This is a genomic window from Streptomyces sp. NRRL F-4489 (assembly GCF_001509485.1).
GTDB lineage: Bacteria > Actinomycetota > Actinomycetes > Streptomycetales > Streptomycetaceae > Streptomyces.
This window is the reverse complement of the sequence record NZ_LLZI01000013.1, coordinates 24216-41406: the sequence shown is the minus strand read 5'-3', so window position 1 is coordinate 41406 and position 17191 is coordinate 24216. Positions and strand designations below refer to the sequence as shown.

Genomic DNA, 17191 nt, shown 5'->3' with positions numbered 1-17191 from the left:
GCGTCAACGCCAGCCGTGCAGCTCCCGCAGCCGGTTGGCGACGAGGTTGAAGCGCCCGCGGTCCAGGGCGCACGCCTCCCGCCGCATGCCCTCCGGGTGGACCCGCAGCACGCGGTCCACGGCCACCCAGGAGTCGCGCCCCGCCCGGTCCCACGGCCCGGCGCCGATCGCCACCCAGTCCCGGTCGTCGCTGTGGCGCTTGCTCGACAGCTGCACGGCCAGCAGCGTCCCGGTCGCCTCCCGGGCGACGACCAGCACCGGCCGGTCCTTGCCGCGCCCGTCGTTCTCCTCGAACGGCACCCAGGTCCAGACGATTTCGCCGGGGTCGGGATCGCCGTCCGGGTCCGGGGCGTAGGACATCGCCACGGCGCGGACGGCGCGCGGCGCGATCTCCACCGTCGCGGTGGGCCCGTGGCTGCCGGGCAGCGGCGGATGCGGGTCTGCTGCGTTGAACGAAGTGGTCACCCCCGCACGCTACCGGCCGGCCCGAACGCGCAGGCAGGCGGCCCGCGTTCGGCCGCCGCGGGCCGATTGTCAGTGGTCGGCCGTACGGTTTGTGGCAGCGGGACGGCCGCTCAGCCGGCCGTACCGCTCCAGGCCGGCCGGCGGGGGTCGTCAGCGCGTACGACGACGTCCGCCGCCTCCTCGGGCCGGGTCTCCGCCTCGTAGCGGGCGAAGGCGGGCAGCGTCCAGCGCTCGTCCCGCGGGGTCCGGCGGGCGAGCGCGGCCGGTGACAGCGTCAGATGCACGGTGAGGTCGAAGGGGAACCAATGTCCGAGCAGCAGCGGTCCATGCAGCAACAGCACGCCACCGGGCGGCAGTTCGGCGTAGGGGCTGCGGGTGGCGCGGTCCGTCACCGGGTCCCACAGGTCGGGCAGCACCCGCCCGGTGCCGCCCGGCTCCAGCGGCTGGAAGACCTCGCGCCACAGGGCCCGCCGGTCGAACCACTCGTCGTGGTAGGCGTCCGCGTCCTGACGCCCGTACTCCAGCCGCAGCGAGGCGGGCCGCAGGAAGCCGTGGACACCGGCCTTGTGGACCGCCCGCCCGCGCAGCCGCAGCTCCTCGGCGAGCCGCCCGGCCAGGTCGCCGGGGGCGGCCGCGGGAGCCCCGTCGACCGCCACCCGCAGCCAGGGGCTCCCGTCGTGCGCCGTCAGCGCGTCGATGCGCCCGGCGAGCGCGTCGGTCAGCCGTTCCCAGGTGATCGCTTCGAGCCGCACCGGGCCATTGTGCCCCGCCGGCGGCCGGGCGAGCCGGTTCAGCGGGCGTGCGGCCCGCCGGACCCGCCGCCGTGGTGGTGGACGCCGCCGTTGACGAAACCGGCCTGGATGACCACACCGTGCATCTCGCTGTTGCTGATGGTGTTGTGGATGTCCCTGGCGGTGCCCTGGTCGCGCCGGGGCGCCACCTCGTCGAGGAGGGCCCGCAGTTCATCCGCCGCGGCAGGGTCCTCGGCGAGCAGCCGCCGCAGCCGGGCGCCCCACACCGTGGCCACGCCCTGCGGCACCGCCTCGTCGCCGTCCTCCCGGGCGTCGAGGACGTCGTTCCGCGCCGCGTCCAACTCCCGCTCCACCGACGCCTCGTCGCCGCTGTCCCGGCGCCGGGCGAGCAGCGCCGCCGCCCGCCGGCGGACGACGGCCCAGCCCTCGGTCGCCATCTGCTGGACGAGCGTGGTCGCCCCCGCCGTGGCGAGCGCCACCAGTTCCGTTTCCATCGGACCCCCTTGTGCGTGGTGCGCGAGGTGCCGCGCACGGTGCCACGGTAGAGAAGCGCACCGCCTCCTGAACACCCGCCCGGCCGGGCGGGGCGGCCGGGTGTCAGCCCTCCATCGCCGGCCGGGCCGCTCCGTAGCGGCTGAGGACGGCCGCCGCCTCCTTCGTCGCCTCGATGACGCCGCCGGGGGCCTTCGGCATCACGGACTTCTGCTTGAGCAGCAGCACCGCGCCCATGATGGCGCCGTCCCACATGATCGGCGCGGCACAGGAGTTCCAGCCGGCCATGCACTCCTCGTAGCCGAGCGCGTAGCCGACGTCGCGGACCTCGGCCAGGGAGGCCAGCAGCGCGTCGTTGTCCCGGTAGACGCCGGGACCGGCCTGTTCGGGGACGGGCTCGGCCAGGACGCGCTGCTGGAGGACCTCGGGGAGGTAGGCGAGGATGGTGCGCCCGGAGGCGCCGGTGCGCAGCGAGCGGGTCACGGACAGCACATCGCGCGGGGTCATGCCCAGTTCGGCCAGGTCGGAGTCGCCGACGGCCATGTCGACGCACTGCCGCTGCGCCCCGGAGAACGGCGCCACCATGTAGAGGAAGGCCAGCCCGTTGCCGGTGGCCGCGCGCAGCTCGCGCAGGACCGCCTGGGCGCCGTCGAGGCGGTGGTCCAGGGCCGTGAAGGCGAGCTGGGCGGCGGAGGTCCGCAGGCGGTAGAGGCCGCGGTCCACGCGCTCGAAGATCCGCTGGTAGACGCCCGATTGCAGGATGCGGTAGACGACGGAGTCGTCCAGGCCGGTGAAGTCGGCGATCTCACCGGGCCCGTGGGCGGATCCGCCGAGTTCGGCGAAGGCGGTCTGGACGAGGAAGACCCGCTCGGCATGGCCGGATCCGGACGTCCGGGGGCCGGCGGCGGCCGCGCTCCCGGATGCCCGGCCGGTGGGCGGCGCGGGGGCCTCCGGGGCCGTGGACTGCGGCGCTGCGGTGCGATTGCCCATCGTGTGCTCTCTCCCCTGGCGGTGTTCCGCGCCCGAAGGCGCGCGGCGTGTGCGGTACGGGGCGCCCCGCCCCCGATGGCACCGGTGTCAGCGGGTGACGTCGAGGGCGAGTTTCCCGGTCGGGGTGCGGGCGGCGAGGTCGCGGTGGGCCCGCGCCGCGTCCCCGAGCGGGTAGGTGGTGCCGGTCAGCGGTGTGAGGCTGCCGTCGGCGACGGCGTCGAAGAGCGCCCGCATGGACGTCGGCAGCGCCGTGCGGTCCGCGTAGAGCTGGGGCAGCCAGAAGCCGGAGACGGTCAGCGAGCGCTCCATCAGCTCGCGGGTGGAGACGCTCGCCAGTTCGCCGCCGGCGAAGCCGTAGACCGCGAGCCGGCCGCGCGGCGCGACGGCGGCCAGGGTCCGGGCGAAGGTGGCGCCGCCGGTCATCTCCAGTGCCGTCTGGACGGGCCCGCCGGCCGCGTCCAGGATGCGCTCGGTGAGGTCCTCGGCGGTGGAGTCGACGGCCGCGTGCGCGCCGAGGTCGAGGGCGAGGCGGCGCTTGTCCGGGGAGCCGGCCAGGGCGATGACCTTCGCGCCGGCCCGCGCGGCGAGCTGGACGGCCAGCGAGCCGACCCCGCCGGCGGCGGCCGGTACGACGACGGTCTCCCCCTCGGTGAGGCGCAGCGCGGTGAACAGCAGGTGCCAGGCGCTGTTGCCCTGGAGTGCCAGCGCGACCGCCTGCGCGTCGGTGAGGGCGTCGGGTATCTCCCAGGTGACGCGGCGGTGCAGCAGCGCCCGCTGCGCGTATCCGCCGCCGCGGGTCAGGCCGACCACCCGCCGCCCGTCGCCGGTGGTGCCCACGACCTCGTTGCCCGGTATGTAGGGCAGGTCGACGGGGGCGAGGTAGGTGTCGCCCCGTACGTGCACATCGGCGTAGTTGACGCCGGCCAGGGTGACGTCGACCAGTGCGTGCCCGGCGCGGGGCGCCGGTTCGGGGGCGTCCTCCAGCCGGAGCACGTCCGGGCCGCCGAATTCCCGCATCACGATCGCGCGCACGACTCTCCCTCTGGTTCTCCGGTGCGGTGTCCGCACAGGGTAGGCATGGCTGCCGCCGGTGCGCCGCTCCCCGATCAATTCGCGCCAATGCTCCGGACATTCGGGGTCCGGCGGTCTCTTCCGTGCGCCGGTTTCCCCCGGGTTTTCTCGTGTCGCGAGAAAACCGCGAGTCGTTTTCCACCCATTGCGCCGTTTTGCTGTAGATCTACCCGGCGGTATACGGCGGGTGGCTCCCACACATCCCTCACTCGCGTCCGGCTACCGGAAGTGATCGACGCCGCCTACGATCCGGACGTGTGTCCGCCGTTGGCGAGAGGCGGCGGCCGCGTCCCCAAGGGCAGGGCACGGCGTGCGAGGCAGCGGTGCCGGCCCGGTCCGCCCGGTGACCCGGGCGGACGGTGGCGGGGGACGCGGACCGGGCCGCGGCACGGCGGGCACGGCCTGAGGGGGAATCATGATGGGGAAATCGGGGGGCGGCAGGCCGGCGTTCGCGCCGGCCTGCCGGGACCCGCAACGCGCGCTGCCTCTGCCACCGGCGCCCGTGCGCCTGCTGCGGACCGCGTCCGCTTCCCTGCCGTCGCTGACGGCGCGCGTCACCGCCGCCACCGACGCCGTCATCGCCGCCGCGCGCCGCCGCTCCCGGCCGTACGCCGCTCCGCCCTTTCTGGACGCGGCCCGGCCCGGTCCGGGATTCGCGCGCCACCGCCGAGAAAGGGACCGCCCATGAACGCGTCGAGCAGGATGAGCAGCGCCGGTCTCCAGTTCACCCACCCGTATCTCGCCGTGGTGCTCGGCGGCGGCTTCACGGGGATGCTGGCGGCCGCGGCGCTGTCGGAGCACGCCGATGTGATCGTGGTCGAGCGGGAGCGGCTGCCGCGCACGCCCGCGCTGCCCACGGACCTGCCGCAGCCCCGGCACGCCCATCTGCTGGCGGCGGACGGCGCCCGGGTCGTGGAGAGCCTGCTGCCCGGTACGGTCGAACGCTGGCTGGCCGAGGGCGCGCACCGGCTCGCGATGCCGTCGGAACCAACCGGTCCGCTCCCGCCCGGCCGACCGCTCCGCCGCGCCCGGACCCGCCATGTCTTCGCCTGCTCCCGCGATCTGCTCGACCGGGTGCTCCGCGAGCAGGTGCCGGCGCTCCCCGGGGTGACGGTCCTCGACGGCACCGAGGCGGAAGGGCTGACCGGGACCGCCGAGCACGTCACCGGGGTGCGGGTCCGGGACACCACCAGCGGCGAAACGTACCGTCTCGACGCGGATCTCGTGGTGGACGCCACCGGCCGCTCCTCCACCACGCCGGACCGGCTGGCGGCGCTGGGGCTGCCCGCCGCAGCCGAGGACGTCCGGGATACCGGCATCGTCTGCGCCACCCGGATCTTCCGCGCCCCGGCCGGCTACGAGAACTGCCCGGTGATCACCGCCCGTTCGGACCGGCGCCGGAACGGGGAGGCGGGCGCCCCGGCGCCGGAACCGCCCCTCGCGGCGGCCCGGACGGCGACCCTCGTCCCGATCGAGGGCGGGCGCTGGCTGGTCACCCTCACCGGCGGCGGCCCGGGCGGCGACGCGCCCACCGAACGTGCCGGCGACTTCGTGCCGTTCGCCCGCCGGATCCCGCACACGGTCATCGGCGACCTCATCGCCGGCGCGGAACCGCTCAGCGAGGTGCGGCTGACCCGCGACACCTCCAGCCACCGCCACCGCTACGAGCGGCTGTCCCGCTGGCCCACCGGATTCCTGGCGCTGGGCGGCGCGGTGGCCTCGGTCCGCCCGGACTGCGGGCAGGGGCTGTCCCTCGCCGCGCACGGGGCCGCCGCGCTCCGCGAGGCGCTGCGGCGCCACGGCCTGGACGACCCGGGGCTGGGCCGCCGGGTGCAGCGGACCATCGGCGGGCTCGTCGACGCGCCCTGGGCGCTGGCCACCGGCGAGGAGCTGCCGCGGTCGGGCGTGCCCCGGTCGCCGCTGGCGACCCGCTTCGTGCGCGGCGCGGTGGGCGGAGTGCTGGCGCCGGACGCGGCGCTGCCGCCGGTCTGCCGGGCCTATGTCGACGTGGTCACGCCCGCCGTCCCGGCCGCCTGCCGGCCGCAGCCGCCCGAAGCCCACCCGGCGTCCGGAGCGGCCGCGCCGGCGGCCCTGCCCCCGGGCTCCGAGCCCGCCGAGCTGCCGAGCACCCTGCCGGCCCTGTTCACCCCCTCGGCCGCCGCCGCGCTCGCGGCGCCGCCACCGGCCGTACCGGGCCCGCCCGGCCCCGAGCAGGCGCCCCGCAGACTCCCCCGGCCCCTCGGTTTCGGCCCCACGGCGCTGCGGTTACGGCGGTTCGGCGGCGGCAAGCGGAAGCCGGGCGGCGGCTGAGACCGGCCCCTTGGCACCGCGCGGAAACGGCCTGAATTACGGTGGGCCGGGGAACGTACGTCCGATCACCGGCGGAAGGGCCGCCGGCACTCGTTCCTCACCAGGGGGTTGCGGAGAACGGTGGAGCGCGCTAAAAGCAGCCTGGCCGCGAACCGCGAACCGCGAACCGCGAACCGCGAACCGCGAACCGCGAACCGCGAACCGCGAACCGCGGCCGGGCCGGCGGTCGTTGGGGGCGCGGACGGCAGCGTAGGCGTGCCCGCGGACGGATATGACCCCACCCTCGGGCTGCTGCCGCCACTGCGGGTGCCGGTGGGCGAGGACGCGGCGCGCTGGCGGACGTTCCCCGGCGAGCGCCTGGTGGTCGCGATCGCCCGCACCGTCACCTCCACTGTCCGGCTCCTGGACGTCCTGGGGCCGGCCCTGCGAGACGACCCGCGGATCGACCTGGTCTTCGCCTACGACCCCACCTCGGCCTTCAACGACGGCGTCCACGCCCTGCTCCGCTCGGTCGGCGCCCGGGTCCTGCCCTGGCCGCAGTTCGCCCGCGCGCACCCGCACCTGATCATCACCGCGACGGAGAACGCCGACCTCACCACCGCCGGCCACGACTGCCCGGTCCTCGTCCTGCCGCACGGCGCCGGCTTCCACAAGACCGTCCCCGACTCCCGCAGCGACCGCGACCGGCTCGCCGGTCTCGTCCCGGACGCGCTGCTGCGCAGCGGCCGCGCCTGGCTCACCATCTCGCACCCGGACCAGGCCGCCCAGCTCGCCGCCGCCCACCCCGCCGCCGCCGGCCGCACTCTGCTCATCGGCGACCCCTGCTATGACGCGCTGCTCGACGGGCGGAAGCTGCGCGACACCTACCGCCAGGCGCTCGGCATCCGGGACGGCCGGCGGCTGATCATGCTCAGCTCCACCTGGCGCGACCACTCCGTCCTCGGCCGGGACGCCGCCCTCCCGGCCCGGCTGCTCGCCGAACTCCCCCTGGACGACTACGCCGTCGCCCTCGTCACCCACCCCAACATCGTCTCCGCCCACGGCGCCTACACCCTCCGTTCGCACCTCGCGTCCGCGCGGGACGCCGGTCTGCTGACCATCCCGCCGACCGCCGGCTGGCAGGCCACCCTGCTCGCCGCCGACCTGCTGATCGGTGACCACGGGTCGGTCACCTTCTACGGCGCGGCGCTCGGCACCCCGCTGCTGCTCGGCGCGTTCGGCGAGGACGAGGCCGTCGCCGGCACGCCCATGGCTGAATTGGGCCGGATCGCCCCGCGGCTGCGCCCGGAGGCGCCGCTGCGGCCGCAGATCGAGCGGGCCCTCGGCGACGGGCAGCCGCCCGGGGACGACACCGCGGACCGGCTGCGCAAGGTCGGCGAGAGCGCCTTCGCCGCCCCCGGCCGCGCGCTGCATCTCCTCCGCACCGCCGTCTACGACCTGCTGCGCCTCCAGGAACCGGCCGCCGCGCCGCCCCCGCGCCCGGCGCCGGCACCGCCGGTCCTCCCGGACCGCCCGGAAGCGCCCACCGCCTGCCACGTCCACACCTCCCTGTCCGACGGGCCCGGCGGCCCCGTCGTCACGGTCGAACGCACCCCGGCCGCCGTGGCCGCCTTCTCGTCCGTGGCGCGGGCCGACGCTCCCGGCGGGCCGTTCCGCCATCTGTCCTGCGCCGATGACGAGACGGACCGCCAGTGGCCGGAGAGCGCGTCGGTGCTGTTCCGCCGGGAGGAGGCCGGCACCGTCGTGACCGCCGACCGGTGGATCGATGACGCCCTCGCCCGCTACCCCGGCAGCCTGCTCGCCGCCGCCACCGTCGCCGGCCGCGGCTGCCGGGTCGGGCTGCGCGACGGCCGTACGGTCGAGACCTCCGCCACCGGCCCGCTGGACGACCCCGCCGTCCTGGCCGCAGTCGTCTACACCTGCCTGCGCGCCCACCACCCCCTGGAGGGCTTCGTCACCCTCGCCCTCGGCAATCGCACCGAGGACGTCTCCCTCCGGCTCACCCGGCGGGCGGGGGCGGCGGGGTAGGGGCCCCTCCCTGGGCCGCCTCCCGGGCTGCCGTCAGACGTCCCCGTCCGCGGCATCGCCGTCCGCTGGTCCGTCGTCCGCCGCGTCGCCGTTCGCCGCGTCCCCCTTCGCCGAGTCGCCGTTCGCCGCGTCCGCCAGCTTGCGGCGCAGATCCACGGCGCGCGGGCCGCCGCCCGCCTCGTATATCTCCAGCGCCCGCGTCAGATACCACCGCCATTGCTCGCGGTCGCCGCGCTCCTCGGCCAGCTCGGCCAGCGTCTCGTAGACCGGGGCCTCGTAGTGGACGGCGCCGCGCTCGCGCAGCATGGCGGCGGCCTCCTCCAGCGCGGCCACCGCCTCCGCGCTCTGCCCCGAGTCGCGCAGGACGCCGCCGATCGCGGCCAGTGCGCGGGCTCCCATCCGGCGGTCGTCGAGGGCGAGGAAGCCGTCATAGGCGTCCTGGAGCGTGGACCGGGCCTCCGCCGTGCGGCCCACGGCGTGCAGGGCGCAGCCCATGAAGTAGCGCCCGATGGCGATGCCCCGTTCGTCGCCCGCGGCGCGGTAGAAGGCCATCGCCTCCTCGTAGACGGCCACGGCGCGGGCCGGGTCGCAGCGGTCCCAGTAGCGGCCGTGGAACTCGCGGACGGAGGCGCGCAGCAGGGGGTGGCCGGACTCGTCGGCCCGGGCGACGGCGGTCTCCAGCTCCCGGCGGGCGCGGCGGAGTTCGTCGCGGTCCATCAGCGGGCGGGACAGCAGCGAGCGGAGCCGGGCCTCGGCGGCGGGGTGGCCGTCCGCGGCGGCGTGCCGGGCGCCCAGTTCGCCGCTGCGGACCCAGTCGTTGAGGTAGCGGCGGTTGAGGAAGAGCGCGGTCAGCGCCTCGGCCAGCTCCCAGACCTGCCGGTGCCAGCCGTGCTCGGCGGCGGCCTGCTGGGCGGCCAGCAGCTCCGCGCGCCAGACGTCCAGCCAGTCCAGTGCCTGCTGCCGGTCGGCGAAGGCCGTGGCCCGGTCGGCCTCGCCCAGCCGGTCGGTGTACGTGCCGATGCGCATCCGGCGGCCCATGACGGCGAGATCGGCCTGGGCGGCGCGGGTGAGGAGATGATCCACGACCCGGGCGACGGCCGCCGTGCGCTCGGCCTCGCCGTCCTCCTCGGCGGCCCGTTCCCGGGCGTGCAGCCGCACCAGGTCATGGAACTCGTACCGCCCGTCGGCGGCCACCGCGATCAGGCTGGCGGTCTCCAGGACCTCGAGCCGCTCGGTCGCGTCGGCGATCGTGCACCCGGCTGCCGCGGCGGCCGAGGCGGCGTCCCAGCGGCGGCCGGGGTGCAGACCCAGCAGGCGGTACAGCCGCGCGGCGGGCCGCGGCAGGCCCTCGTACGCCACTGTGAGCACAGCGGACACCGGTCGCTCCCCTCCCCGGCGCAGGGCGTCGAGCCGGCGCCGGTCGTCGGCCAGTTCCTCGGCCAGCGCGGCGACCGTCAAACGCGGATGCATCACCAGCCGGGCGGCGGCGACCTGGAGGGCCACCGGGAGCCCGCCGCAACTCGCCACGATGCGCCGGGCCGCGTCCTCGTCCCCGGCGGTGATGCGCTGCTCCCCGCACAGCCGGCGGAGCAGCTGCAGCCCGTGCTCGGGGGAGAGCGGCTCCAGCGGCATCAGCCGGGCGCCGTCATCGAGGAGTTCGCCGAGCATCGACTGGCTGGTCGCCAGGACGACGCTGCCGGGGGCGCCCGGCACCAGCGCCCGGACCTGGGCCGGCTCGGTCACGTCGTCGAGCACCATCAAGACCCGTTTGTCCGCCGTCAGGCTGCGCAGCAGGGCGGTCAGTTCGCCGAGCGTGCCGGGCAGATACTGATCCTCGACGCCGAGGGCTCGCAGGCAGCGGCTCACCCCGGCCGAGACGTCGCCGCCCGCCTGCGCCCGCAGCTCGGCGAAGTCGACGTAGAACTCGCCGCCCGGGAAGCGGCCGCGCCCCTCCTGCGCCCATCTGCGGACGGTGGCGCTCTTGCCCACCCCGGGAAGGCCGCTGAGGACGGCCATCCCTCCTCCCTCGCCCACCCAGCCGTCGATCTCCGCCAGCACCGGCTCGCGGTCGACGAACTGCGGTGAGCCGGGCGGCACCTGCCGCGGCACCGGCGGCTCCGGCCGCGGGGGCGCGAGGTGCACACCGCCCTCGATCACCCCGGCCTGGATCAGCGGGCCGTGTGCCGTCCCACTGAAAACGTTCCGCACCCGCTCGGTGCCCGCCCCGTTGTCTTCCACCGTGTGCTCCCCCGCCCCGGTCGATCGCTGCGGTCGATTCCCTGTCACCAAACGCTACTTGACGCCACTGACAATGCGGCGTGCCGGTGGACACGGCAGCGCCGCTCACCTCCTCATCCGGCCATAAACGCTCGAATTCGGTGAGAGTCGGTCTTCGGTCCTCGGTGAGCGATCACAGGGCGGCGGAAGGCGTCAGTCCGCCTCGCTGAGCTGAGGCGCGGGGAGCGGTGGACGAGGAGTGGGCCACCGCACAGAAACGCCCCGGCGCGCGTGGCCGGGGCGGCCCGGACCGGCTCAGCCGCCTCCGTTAACGGCGGTCCCCCGGCCCTCCGCCGGGTGTCCCAGGAGGCGCCGGGCGAGGGCGAGCGGGGCGTGCGGGTCGCGGACCGGGCCGGGGACCGGGGCGCGGTGGCCGGCGAGCCGTTCGACGGTGGCGGTGCCGGTACCGGCGTCGGCCTCCAGAGCGGGGGCGTAGCCCGCGGCGCGCAGCGCCTCCAGGGTGGCGGCCGGAGGCCGGGCGCTGACCAGGACGGTCGGGGCCAAGGCCCGCAGGCCCAGCGGGCGCAGGGCCTGGTGGGCGGCGAGTTCGGCGATCAGGGCGGGGTCTTCGGAGCGGACGCAGCAGGCGGCGGGCACGACCCGCATCCGGCCGTGGGTGCGGGCGGTGTCCGTGAGGAGGTAGCCGAGGGGCTGCGGCAGGGTGCCGGTGGCCGAGACCGCGGCGAGGGCGTCCCGGAGGGTGTCGGCGGTGTGGCCGGTGTCCAGTGCCCGGCGGACCGATGCGGGGGTGAAACGCCAGGTCACGGCGTGCCCCTCGGATTCGCGGTCGGCGGCGGAGGCGAGGAGTCCGGCGAGCCGCGGGGCCGGGCGGCCGGCCACCACCGCGGTCAGGTCGGCCTGGAAGTGGGCCCGTTCGACGGGCGGCGGGAGCAGGTCTCGCAGGGCCTCGTCCAGCTGCGGTGGGCCGGCGAGCAGAGCCCGGCCGAGAGGGGTGAGGGTGCCGTGGGCGGTGAGACCGAGGGCGGCCGCCTCGTGGAGGGTGTGGGCGGCGCGCTCCTCGGCCAGCGGCTGCTCGGTGACGGCGAGCGGACGGTGCCAGTCCGCCGTGCGGAGCAGCCGCCGCAGCGGTGCGAGGGCGCCCGCGTCCTCCGGTGCGTCGGGGAGCGGCAGGGGCGGGAGCGGCGCTCCGGCACCCGGGGGGACATCGGCGAGGGCGGCCAGGAGGGCGTGCCGGAGGGCGGGGGCGTGCCGGTCGTGTCCGCGTACCAGGGCGGTCGGGGTCTCGCCGAAGGGGGTGTGGGTGGGGATGTCCCAGAGGGCGTACCAGGCAGCCACTACAGGAGCGAGGCGTTCGCCGGGCGGGCGGGCGAGCCAGTCGTCGTAGGCGGTGGTGGGCAGCGCGGTGATCCCCGAGGGGCTGCGGGTCAGCGCGATCAGCCCGGCGGCCAGGGCGAGGTCGAGCAGGAGGCGGGTGTGCGGTTCGGTGGCGCCGGCCGCCTTGGTGAGCCGCTTGAGCTCGCGGACGGTCAGCCCGCCCGATTTGCGCAGCGTGGCGGGCTCGGTGGCCAGGGAGTCGAGCAGGCGCTCCATGGTGGTGGCCAGCCGCGCCGCGGCCGCCTGGGATTCCTCGGCCGGTGTGGTCCGTGGGGCGGGTACGGCGACTGCGCGGACCTCCGGGGCGGCGTCCTCAGGGGCGGGCGCCGGGGGGTGCGGGGTGAACGGGCCGAGGTCGTGGGCGTCCAGGAGCTGGAGGACGCGCGGCGGGAGGACCACGGCGCCGTCGTCGGTGAGCGCGGCGAGGCCGTCGGCGCACAGGGCGTCCAGGGCGGCGTCGGCGGCGTCCCGGGCGGGGCCGGGGTCGGTGGCGCCGAGCGCGGCCCGGATGTCCCCCGGCGGGACCGGTTCGGTGGCCAGCTGCGGGAAGGACAGCCGGTGGGCCATCAGGGATTGGTAGTCGGCGCCGGGGGCGGGGGCGGCGGGCGCGGCGGCGTCCCGGGCGGCCCGCCGGCGGCTGATGCGGGCGGTGGTGGCGAGCATCTGGAGCCGGGGGTGGTCGAGGTGCAGCACCACGTGGTGGAGGGTTTCGTACGACCACAACGCGCTTGCCAGGCCGCGGAGTTCGGTGGGCGCGGGGCGCCGGGCGAGCGGTTCGGCGTGGCGGATGAGGAGCGCGGCGAGCTGTTCGGGGGTGCGCCGCGCGAGCGAGCGGGTGAGTACGTCGAGACCTTCCACGGCCTTGAGGTTAGTCATGGTGCGAACAGGGGGGTCAGGGCGGTCACGGGGTCGGGGTCGGCGGCACCGGTGGGCCACCAGTCGTCGCTGCCCGGCTCGGATTCGTACGGGTACCAGCGGTGGTCGCGGCCGAAGCGGAGCTGGACGCCGCGGGCGGGGTCGGTGAGGTGGTTGTGGTGCGGGCGCAGCGCGGGCAGCCCGGCGGCCAGGAGGGCGCTGCGGGCGCGGTCGAAGTCGCCGGCGGGCGGTATCCAGGTGCGCTCCAGGAGGGCGAGCCCTTCGGGGCCGCCCTGGCGCCAGGCGGCGACGGCGCGGGCGATGTCCGCGGGGGTGCGGCCGGTCGCCGCCGCGAGGGAGCGGTAGAGCGCCCGGGTGGTGGCGGTGAGCCCGGCGGTCGGGTGGGCGGTGGCGGCCAGCCGGATGGCGTCCTCGTACGGGGACAGTGCCGGGGCCGGACCGCCGTCGGTCAGCCAGGCGTGGGCGCGGGCGGCGGTGTCCGCGGCGAGGAGTTCGAGGGTGGTGGCGTCGAACGGGAGCCTGCCGGCGTCCGGGAGGGCGGGCGGCTCACCGGGCCGCTCCGGCGCGGGCAGGGGCGGCGGCAGCGGCGGCCGGCGCCGCTCGGCGAGCGCCTCCCGGGCGAGTACACCACGGGGCGCCGCCACTCCCCCGCCCTCGGTGACCGCCGGGTCCGGGCCGGAACTCCCCGATGGCGTGCGCCCGTCCGCCCCGGAGCCGGCCGCGGAGGGCTCGGCTTGGAACGCGCCCCTGGTGGCGGCCGGGTCCGCGGCAACGGGCGGGGCGCCGGCCGCCGGGCCCCTCAGGACAGGGGCCGCGGAAGCCGCCCCCGGGGCGGGCCGTCCCTCGCGGGCCCCGTGGCCGGCGCTGCGGCGGGTGAGGTCGTCGAGGAGCTCCCGCTCGCCCCGGCCGCGCATCAGCAGCAGGACGAACGGGTCGGCGTCCAGCAGCCGGGCCACCTGGAAGCAGACCGCGGCGGCGTGCTTGCAGGGCCGGCCGCTGTCCGGGCAGGAGCACCGGGGCACCAGGTCGCCGGGGCCGGGCAGCAGCCGCACCGGCCCCTCGGCCAGTTCACCGGGCAGCCGCTTGGCCAGGAGCGCGGCGAGCCGGTCGGGGTGGGCGGCGACACCGTCCAGCAGGGCGTCCCACTCCTCCGCCGAGAGCGTTCTGACGCGGATCTCGGCGCTGTACGGGCGGGGCCGGCTGCCGCGGACGGTGGCGATCACCCGGCCCGGGGTGATGTTGATCGTGTCGACATGGCCGTCGCGGGCGTAGGCCCGGCCGCGGGCGAGGCGGGCGGTGTCGAGCGCGCCGCGCTCCAGCGCGTCCAGCCAGGCGCCGCCCCACCAGGACGCCGCGCCCGTGCCGCCGGCGCCCCCGTCCGCCGGCAGCGGCGGGAAGGTCCGCGAGCGGTCGGCGCGGACCAGGCGGTCCGCGGCGGCGGCGCGCCCGGTGGCGGCGGGCCGGCGGCGGTATCCGGGGCTCATCCGGGCCTCCTGAGGGAGACGAGGTCGGCGAGCTCGGCGTCGGTCAGCTCGGTGAACGCGCTCTCGCCACCGGACAGCACCGCGTCGGCGAGCGCTTTCTTGGCGGCCAGGAGCTGGGCGATGTTGTCCTCCACGGTGCCCTCGGTGATCAGCCGGTGGACCTGGACGGGCTGGGTCTGGCCGATGCGGTAGGCGCGGTCGGTGGCCTGGTCCTCCACCGCGGGATTCCACCAGCGGTCGTAGTGGATCACATGGCCGGCGCGGGTGAGGTTCAGCCCGGTGCCGGCGGCCTTCAGGGAGAGCAGGAACACCGGGGTGCGGCCCGACTGGAAGCGGTCGACCATCCTCTCCCGTTCGGCCACCGGCGTCCCGCCGTGCAGCAGCTGGGTGGGGATGCCGCGCCCGGCCAGGTGCCGTTCGAGCAGCCGCGCCATGCCGACGTACTGGGTGAAGACCAGGCAGGCGTTGTCCTCCGCGAGGATCGTGTCGAGGAGTTCGTCGAGGAGTTCGAGCTTGCCGGAGCGCGCGGCGAGGCCGGGGGCGGTCTCCTTGAGGTACTGCGCGGGGTGATTGCAGATCTGTTTGAGGGCGGTCAGCAGCTTCATGACCAGGCCGCGCCGCGCCATGCCCTCGGCGGCCTCGATACGGGCCAGGGTCTCGCGGACCACGGCCTGATAGAGCGCGGCCTGCTCGCGCCCCAAGGGGACGGGGTGGTCGGTCTCGGTCTTGGGCGGTAGTTCGGGCGCGATCCCCGGATCGGACTTCTTGCGGCGCAGGATGAACGGCCGCACCAGTCCCGCCAGCCGCTCCGCCGCGCGCGGGTCCTCGCCGCCCTCGACCTCGCGGGCGTGCAGGGCGCGGAACGTCTTGAGCGGGCCGAGGAGCCCGGGGGTCGTCCAGTCCAGCAGCGCCCACAGCTCGGAGAGGTTGTTCTCGACGGGTGTGCCGGTGAGGGCGATCCGCGCCGGTGCCGGAATGCGGCGCAGCGCCCTGGCGGTGGACGAGCGCGGGTTCTTCACGTGCTGCGCCTCGTCGGCGACGATCCACGCCCAGGTGCGATCGGCCAGTTCGGCGGCGCTGCTGCGCATCGTCCCGTAGGTCGTCAGGACGAAGCCGCCGTCGAGGCCGTCGAGGCTGCGGCCGGCGCCGTGGAAGCGGCGTACGGGCGTGCCGGGCGCGAAGCGGGCGATCTCGCGCTGCCAGTTGCCGAGCAGGGAGGCGGGGCAGACGACGAGGACGGGGGCGGTGGGCCGCCGGTGGAGGTGGAGCGCGATGACGGTGATGGTCTTGCCCAGGCCCATGTCGTCGGCCAGGCAGCCGCCCAGCCCGGTGGCGACCATGGTGTCGAGCCAGGCCATGCCGCGGAGCTGGTAGTCGCGCAGGGTCGCCCGGAGCCCGGGGGGCGGGGGCAGCGGGCGTGCCGGGGCGGTGAGCCGGCCGCGCAGGTCGGCGAGCGCGCCCAGCGGCACCACCTCGACCTCTTCGCCGTCCACCTCCGCGCTGCCGTCGAGTGCCGCGGCGAGGGCCTGGGCCGGCTCCAGATAGCCCAGTTCGCGTTTGCGCGCCTTGCGGACCAGCGCGGGATCGACCAGCACCCACTGGTCGCGCAGCCGGACGACCGGGCGGTGCGCCTCCGCCAGCGCGTCCATCTCGGCTTCGCTGAGCGGCACGCCGTCCATGGCCAGTTGCCAGCGGAACTGGGCCAGTTGCCCGGCGTCGAAGAATCCGAAACCGTCCGCGGCCGAACCCGGCGCGGGCCGCACCACGGCCGTCGCCGTCAGGCCGCGGGTCAGTTCCCTGGGCCAGTGGACGGCCACCCCGGCGGCGCCCAGGCGCGGCGCGGCCTCCGCCAGCAGGTCGGACAGCTCGTCCTCGGTGAGCGGCAGGACGTCGGGCACGGGCCGTTCCAGGAGGCGGCCCAGCGGGGGCCAGACGCGGGCGGCCCGGCGCAGCGCGAGCAGGGTGTCCGCGCGGGCCCGGGGGCCGAACGCCTCGGGGACGTCGCCCTCCCATACCTGGACGGCGTCGGCCACCAGGGTCGGATCGCTGCGGCTGTGCACCTGGAGGACGGCCGCGGCCGCCCCCTGCGTCTCGGCGGCACCGGGCCGGGACGGCGACCGGTCCCACGGCTCGCCCCCCGCCTCCCCGCCCGCGGCCTCATCCACCCCGCTGGCCGGGCGCTCGTCCCGGGTGTCGAAGAGCTGGCGCGCGGCGAGGTCCAGACGGAGCGAGAGCGCCACTCCGGCGTCGGAACCGGCCGCGACCTCGGCGGCCCACTCCCGCGCGCCCGGGAGGTACTGCGGCTCCGCCGCGGCGAACGGGGCGCCGGCCACCAGCCCGGCCGCCGGGGTGCGCGGCAGGGTGTCCGCCACGGCGTCGATGAACTGCCGCACCAGGGCAGCCGGTTCGGGCAGCTGGAGCGGGCGGCTGCCGGGCAGTGGCACGGCATACGCCTCCCCGGGCATGGCGGCGGCGATGGCCCGGAGGTGCGCGATGTCATCCGGGTCGAGCGGGCCGGCCCGCCAGGCGTCGGTGTCCTCACCGGTCAGGCCGGGCAGCAGCCGTCCGCGCGCGGCGAGGTGCAGGGCGTGCAGGGCGGCCGCGCCCCAGCAGGCGGCGGCCGGATGCGCACCGGGGTCGTGCCGGGCCCGCACCAGCAGAGGAACGGCCTCCGGCAGCGGAAGCAGCAGCGCGGACACCGTGCGGCTCCGCGCGCCGCTGCCGTGGCGCCGGGCAACGGCCAGCGGGGCGACCTCCCGGCCGGCCATCGCCCCGGGCACGTCTCCCCCTTCGGCCGCTCCGGCCGCTCCGGCTGCCGCCGAGGGAAGCGGTCCGCCGTCCGGCCGCCAGAACGCGACTCTTCCCGCGCGCGGTGTGGCGGCGGGCAGGAAAATCGCGGCGCAGCCGGTCAGGGCCGCCGCGGGCCCGTCCGCATCCTCCCGCACCCCGGGCAGTGCCGCGGCAGCGGCGACCGGCGGCCGGAACGCCCGTCCCGGCGCCTCCTGCCTTCTCGCCATGCCAACCCCTGTCGCCGGGTCCTTCCGCGCCCCTGCCGGCGCCCGCCGGGCCCACGCCCGGCTTTCTTCCGCTACACCCCCGACCTGCGAGTCT

Annotated in this window: 11 protein-coding genes; 2 read left to right on the top strand and 9 right to left on the bottom strand. The window is 76.8% G+C overall.

The genetic code is table 11. The annotated features are described in order from the left end of the window. Positions 1 to 3: 3 nt before the first annotated feature. From ADL22_RS02735 to ADL22_RS02715, 5 genes are all read right to left on the bottom strand, one after another. Entirely contained in the window at positions 4 to 465 is a 462-nt protein-coding gene (locus tag ADL22_RS02735) for a type II toxin-antitoxin system PemK/MazF family toxin (RefSeq protein ID WP_066973414.1), read from the bottom strand. Positions 466 to 575: 110 nt separating this feature from the next. Further along, positions 576 to 1217, bottom strand: a complete 642-nt coding sequence (locus ADL22_RS02730) for a uridine kinase (protein WP_066973412.1) — start codon at positions 1215 to 1217, stop codon at positions 576 to 578. A gap of 38 nt (positions 1218 to 1255) precedes the next feature. Then, a complete protein-coding gene (locus ADL22_RS02725) occupies positions 1256 to 1711 on the bottom strand; it encodes a hypothetical protein (protein ID WP_066973410.1) in 456 nt (151 codons plus the stop codon). Positions 1712 to 1814: 103 nt separating this feature from the next. Then, complete coding sequence (locus ADL22_RS02720; protein WP_066973409.1) at positions 1815 to 2699, bottom strand: IclR family transcriptional regulator domain-containing protein; 885 nt, start codon at positions 2697 to 2699, stop codon at positions 1815 to 1817. A gap of 87 nt (positions 2700 to 2786) precedes the next feature. Then, the gene (locus tag ADL22_RS02715) at positions 2787 to 3731 is read right to left on the bottom strand and encodes a quinone oxidoreductase family protein (protein WP_066973407.1); all 945 of its coding nucleotides are present in this window, start codon (positions 3729 to 3731) and stop codon (positions 2787 to 2789) included. Positions 3732 to 4454: 723 nt separating this feature from the next. Between ADL22_RS02715 and ADL22_RS02705 the strand changes: the two genes are divergently transcribed. After that, entirely contained in the window at positions 4455 to 6080 is a 1626-nt protein-coding gene (locus ADL22_RS02705) for an FAD-dependent oxidoreductase (protein ID WP_066973403.1), read from the top strand. A 255-nt stretch (positions 6081 to 6335) separates the two neighbouring features. Next, positions 6336 to 8108 carry a CDP-glycerol glycerophosphotransferase family protein gene (locus ADL22_RS02700; protein ID WP_234430512.1) on the top strand — a complete coding sequence of 591 codons (1773 nt, stop codon included), beginning with the start codon at positions 6336 to 6338 and terminating at the stop codon, positions 8106 to 8108. 33 nt (positions 8109 to 8141) lie between these two features. On the opposite strand, the gene ADL22_RS02695 is transcribed toward ADL22_RS02700, so the two are convergent. The 4 genes from ADL22_RS02695 to ADL22_RS02680 all read right to left on the bottom strand — a co-directional run bounded on the left by ADL22_RS02695 (position 8142) and on the right by ADL22_RS02680 (position 17097). After that, positions 8142 to 10346, bottom strand: coding sequence for an NB-ARC domain-containing protein (locus ADL22_RS02695; protein WP_066973401.1), 2205 nt, complete (start codon positions 10344 to 10346; stop codon positions 8142 to 8144). Between the two features lie 294 nt (positions 10347 to 10640). Beyond that, a complete protein-coding gene (locus ADL22_RS02690) occupies positions 10641 to 12578 on the bottom strand; it encodes a helicase-associated domain-containing protein (protein ID WP_234430511.1) in 1938 nt (645 codons plus the stop codon). 14 nt (positions 12579 to 12592) lie between these two features. Further along, the gene (locus ADL22_RS02685) at positions 12593 to 14080 is read right to left on the bottom strand and encodes an SWIM zinc finger family protein (protein ID WP_066973397.1); all 1488 of its coding nucleotides are present in this window, start codon (positions 14078 to 14080) and stop codon (positions 12593 to 12595) included. Further along, entirely contained in the window at positions 14077 to 17097 is a 3021-nt protein-coding gene (locus ADL22_RS02680; protein WP_079063796.1) for a DEAD/DEAH box helicase, read from the bottom strand. Before ADL22_RS02680 ends, ADL22_RS02685 begins: the two co-directional genes overlap by 4 nt. Between the last annotated feature and the right edge of the window lie 94 nt (positions 17098 to 17191).

Excerpts from the sequence above, each read along its gene's own strand:
- ADL22_RS02685 (WP_066973397.1), bottom strand. The coding sequence starts at position 14,080 with ATGAGCCCCGGATACCGCCGCCGGCCCGCCGCCACCGGGCGCGCCGCC.
- ADL22_RS02705 (WP_066973403.1), top strand. The coding sequence starts at position 4,455 with ATGAACGCGTCGAGCAGGATGAGCAGCGCCGGTCTCCAGTTCACCCAC.
- ADL22_RS02680 (WP_079063796.1), bottom strand. The coding sequence starts at position 17,097 with ATGGCGAGAAGGCAGGAGGCGCCGGGACGGGCGTTCCGGCCGCCGGTC.
- ADL22_RS02725 (WP_066973410.1), bottom strand. The coding sequence starts at position 1,711 with ATGGAAACGGAACTGGTGGCGCTCGCCACGGCGGGGGCGACCACGCTC.
- ADL22_RS02720 (WP_066973409.1), bottom strand. The coding sequence starts at position 2,699 with ATGGGCAATCGCACCGCAGCGCCGCAGTCCACGGCCCCGGAGGCCCCC.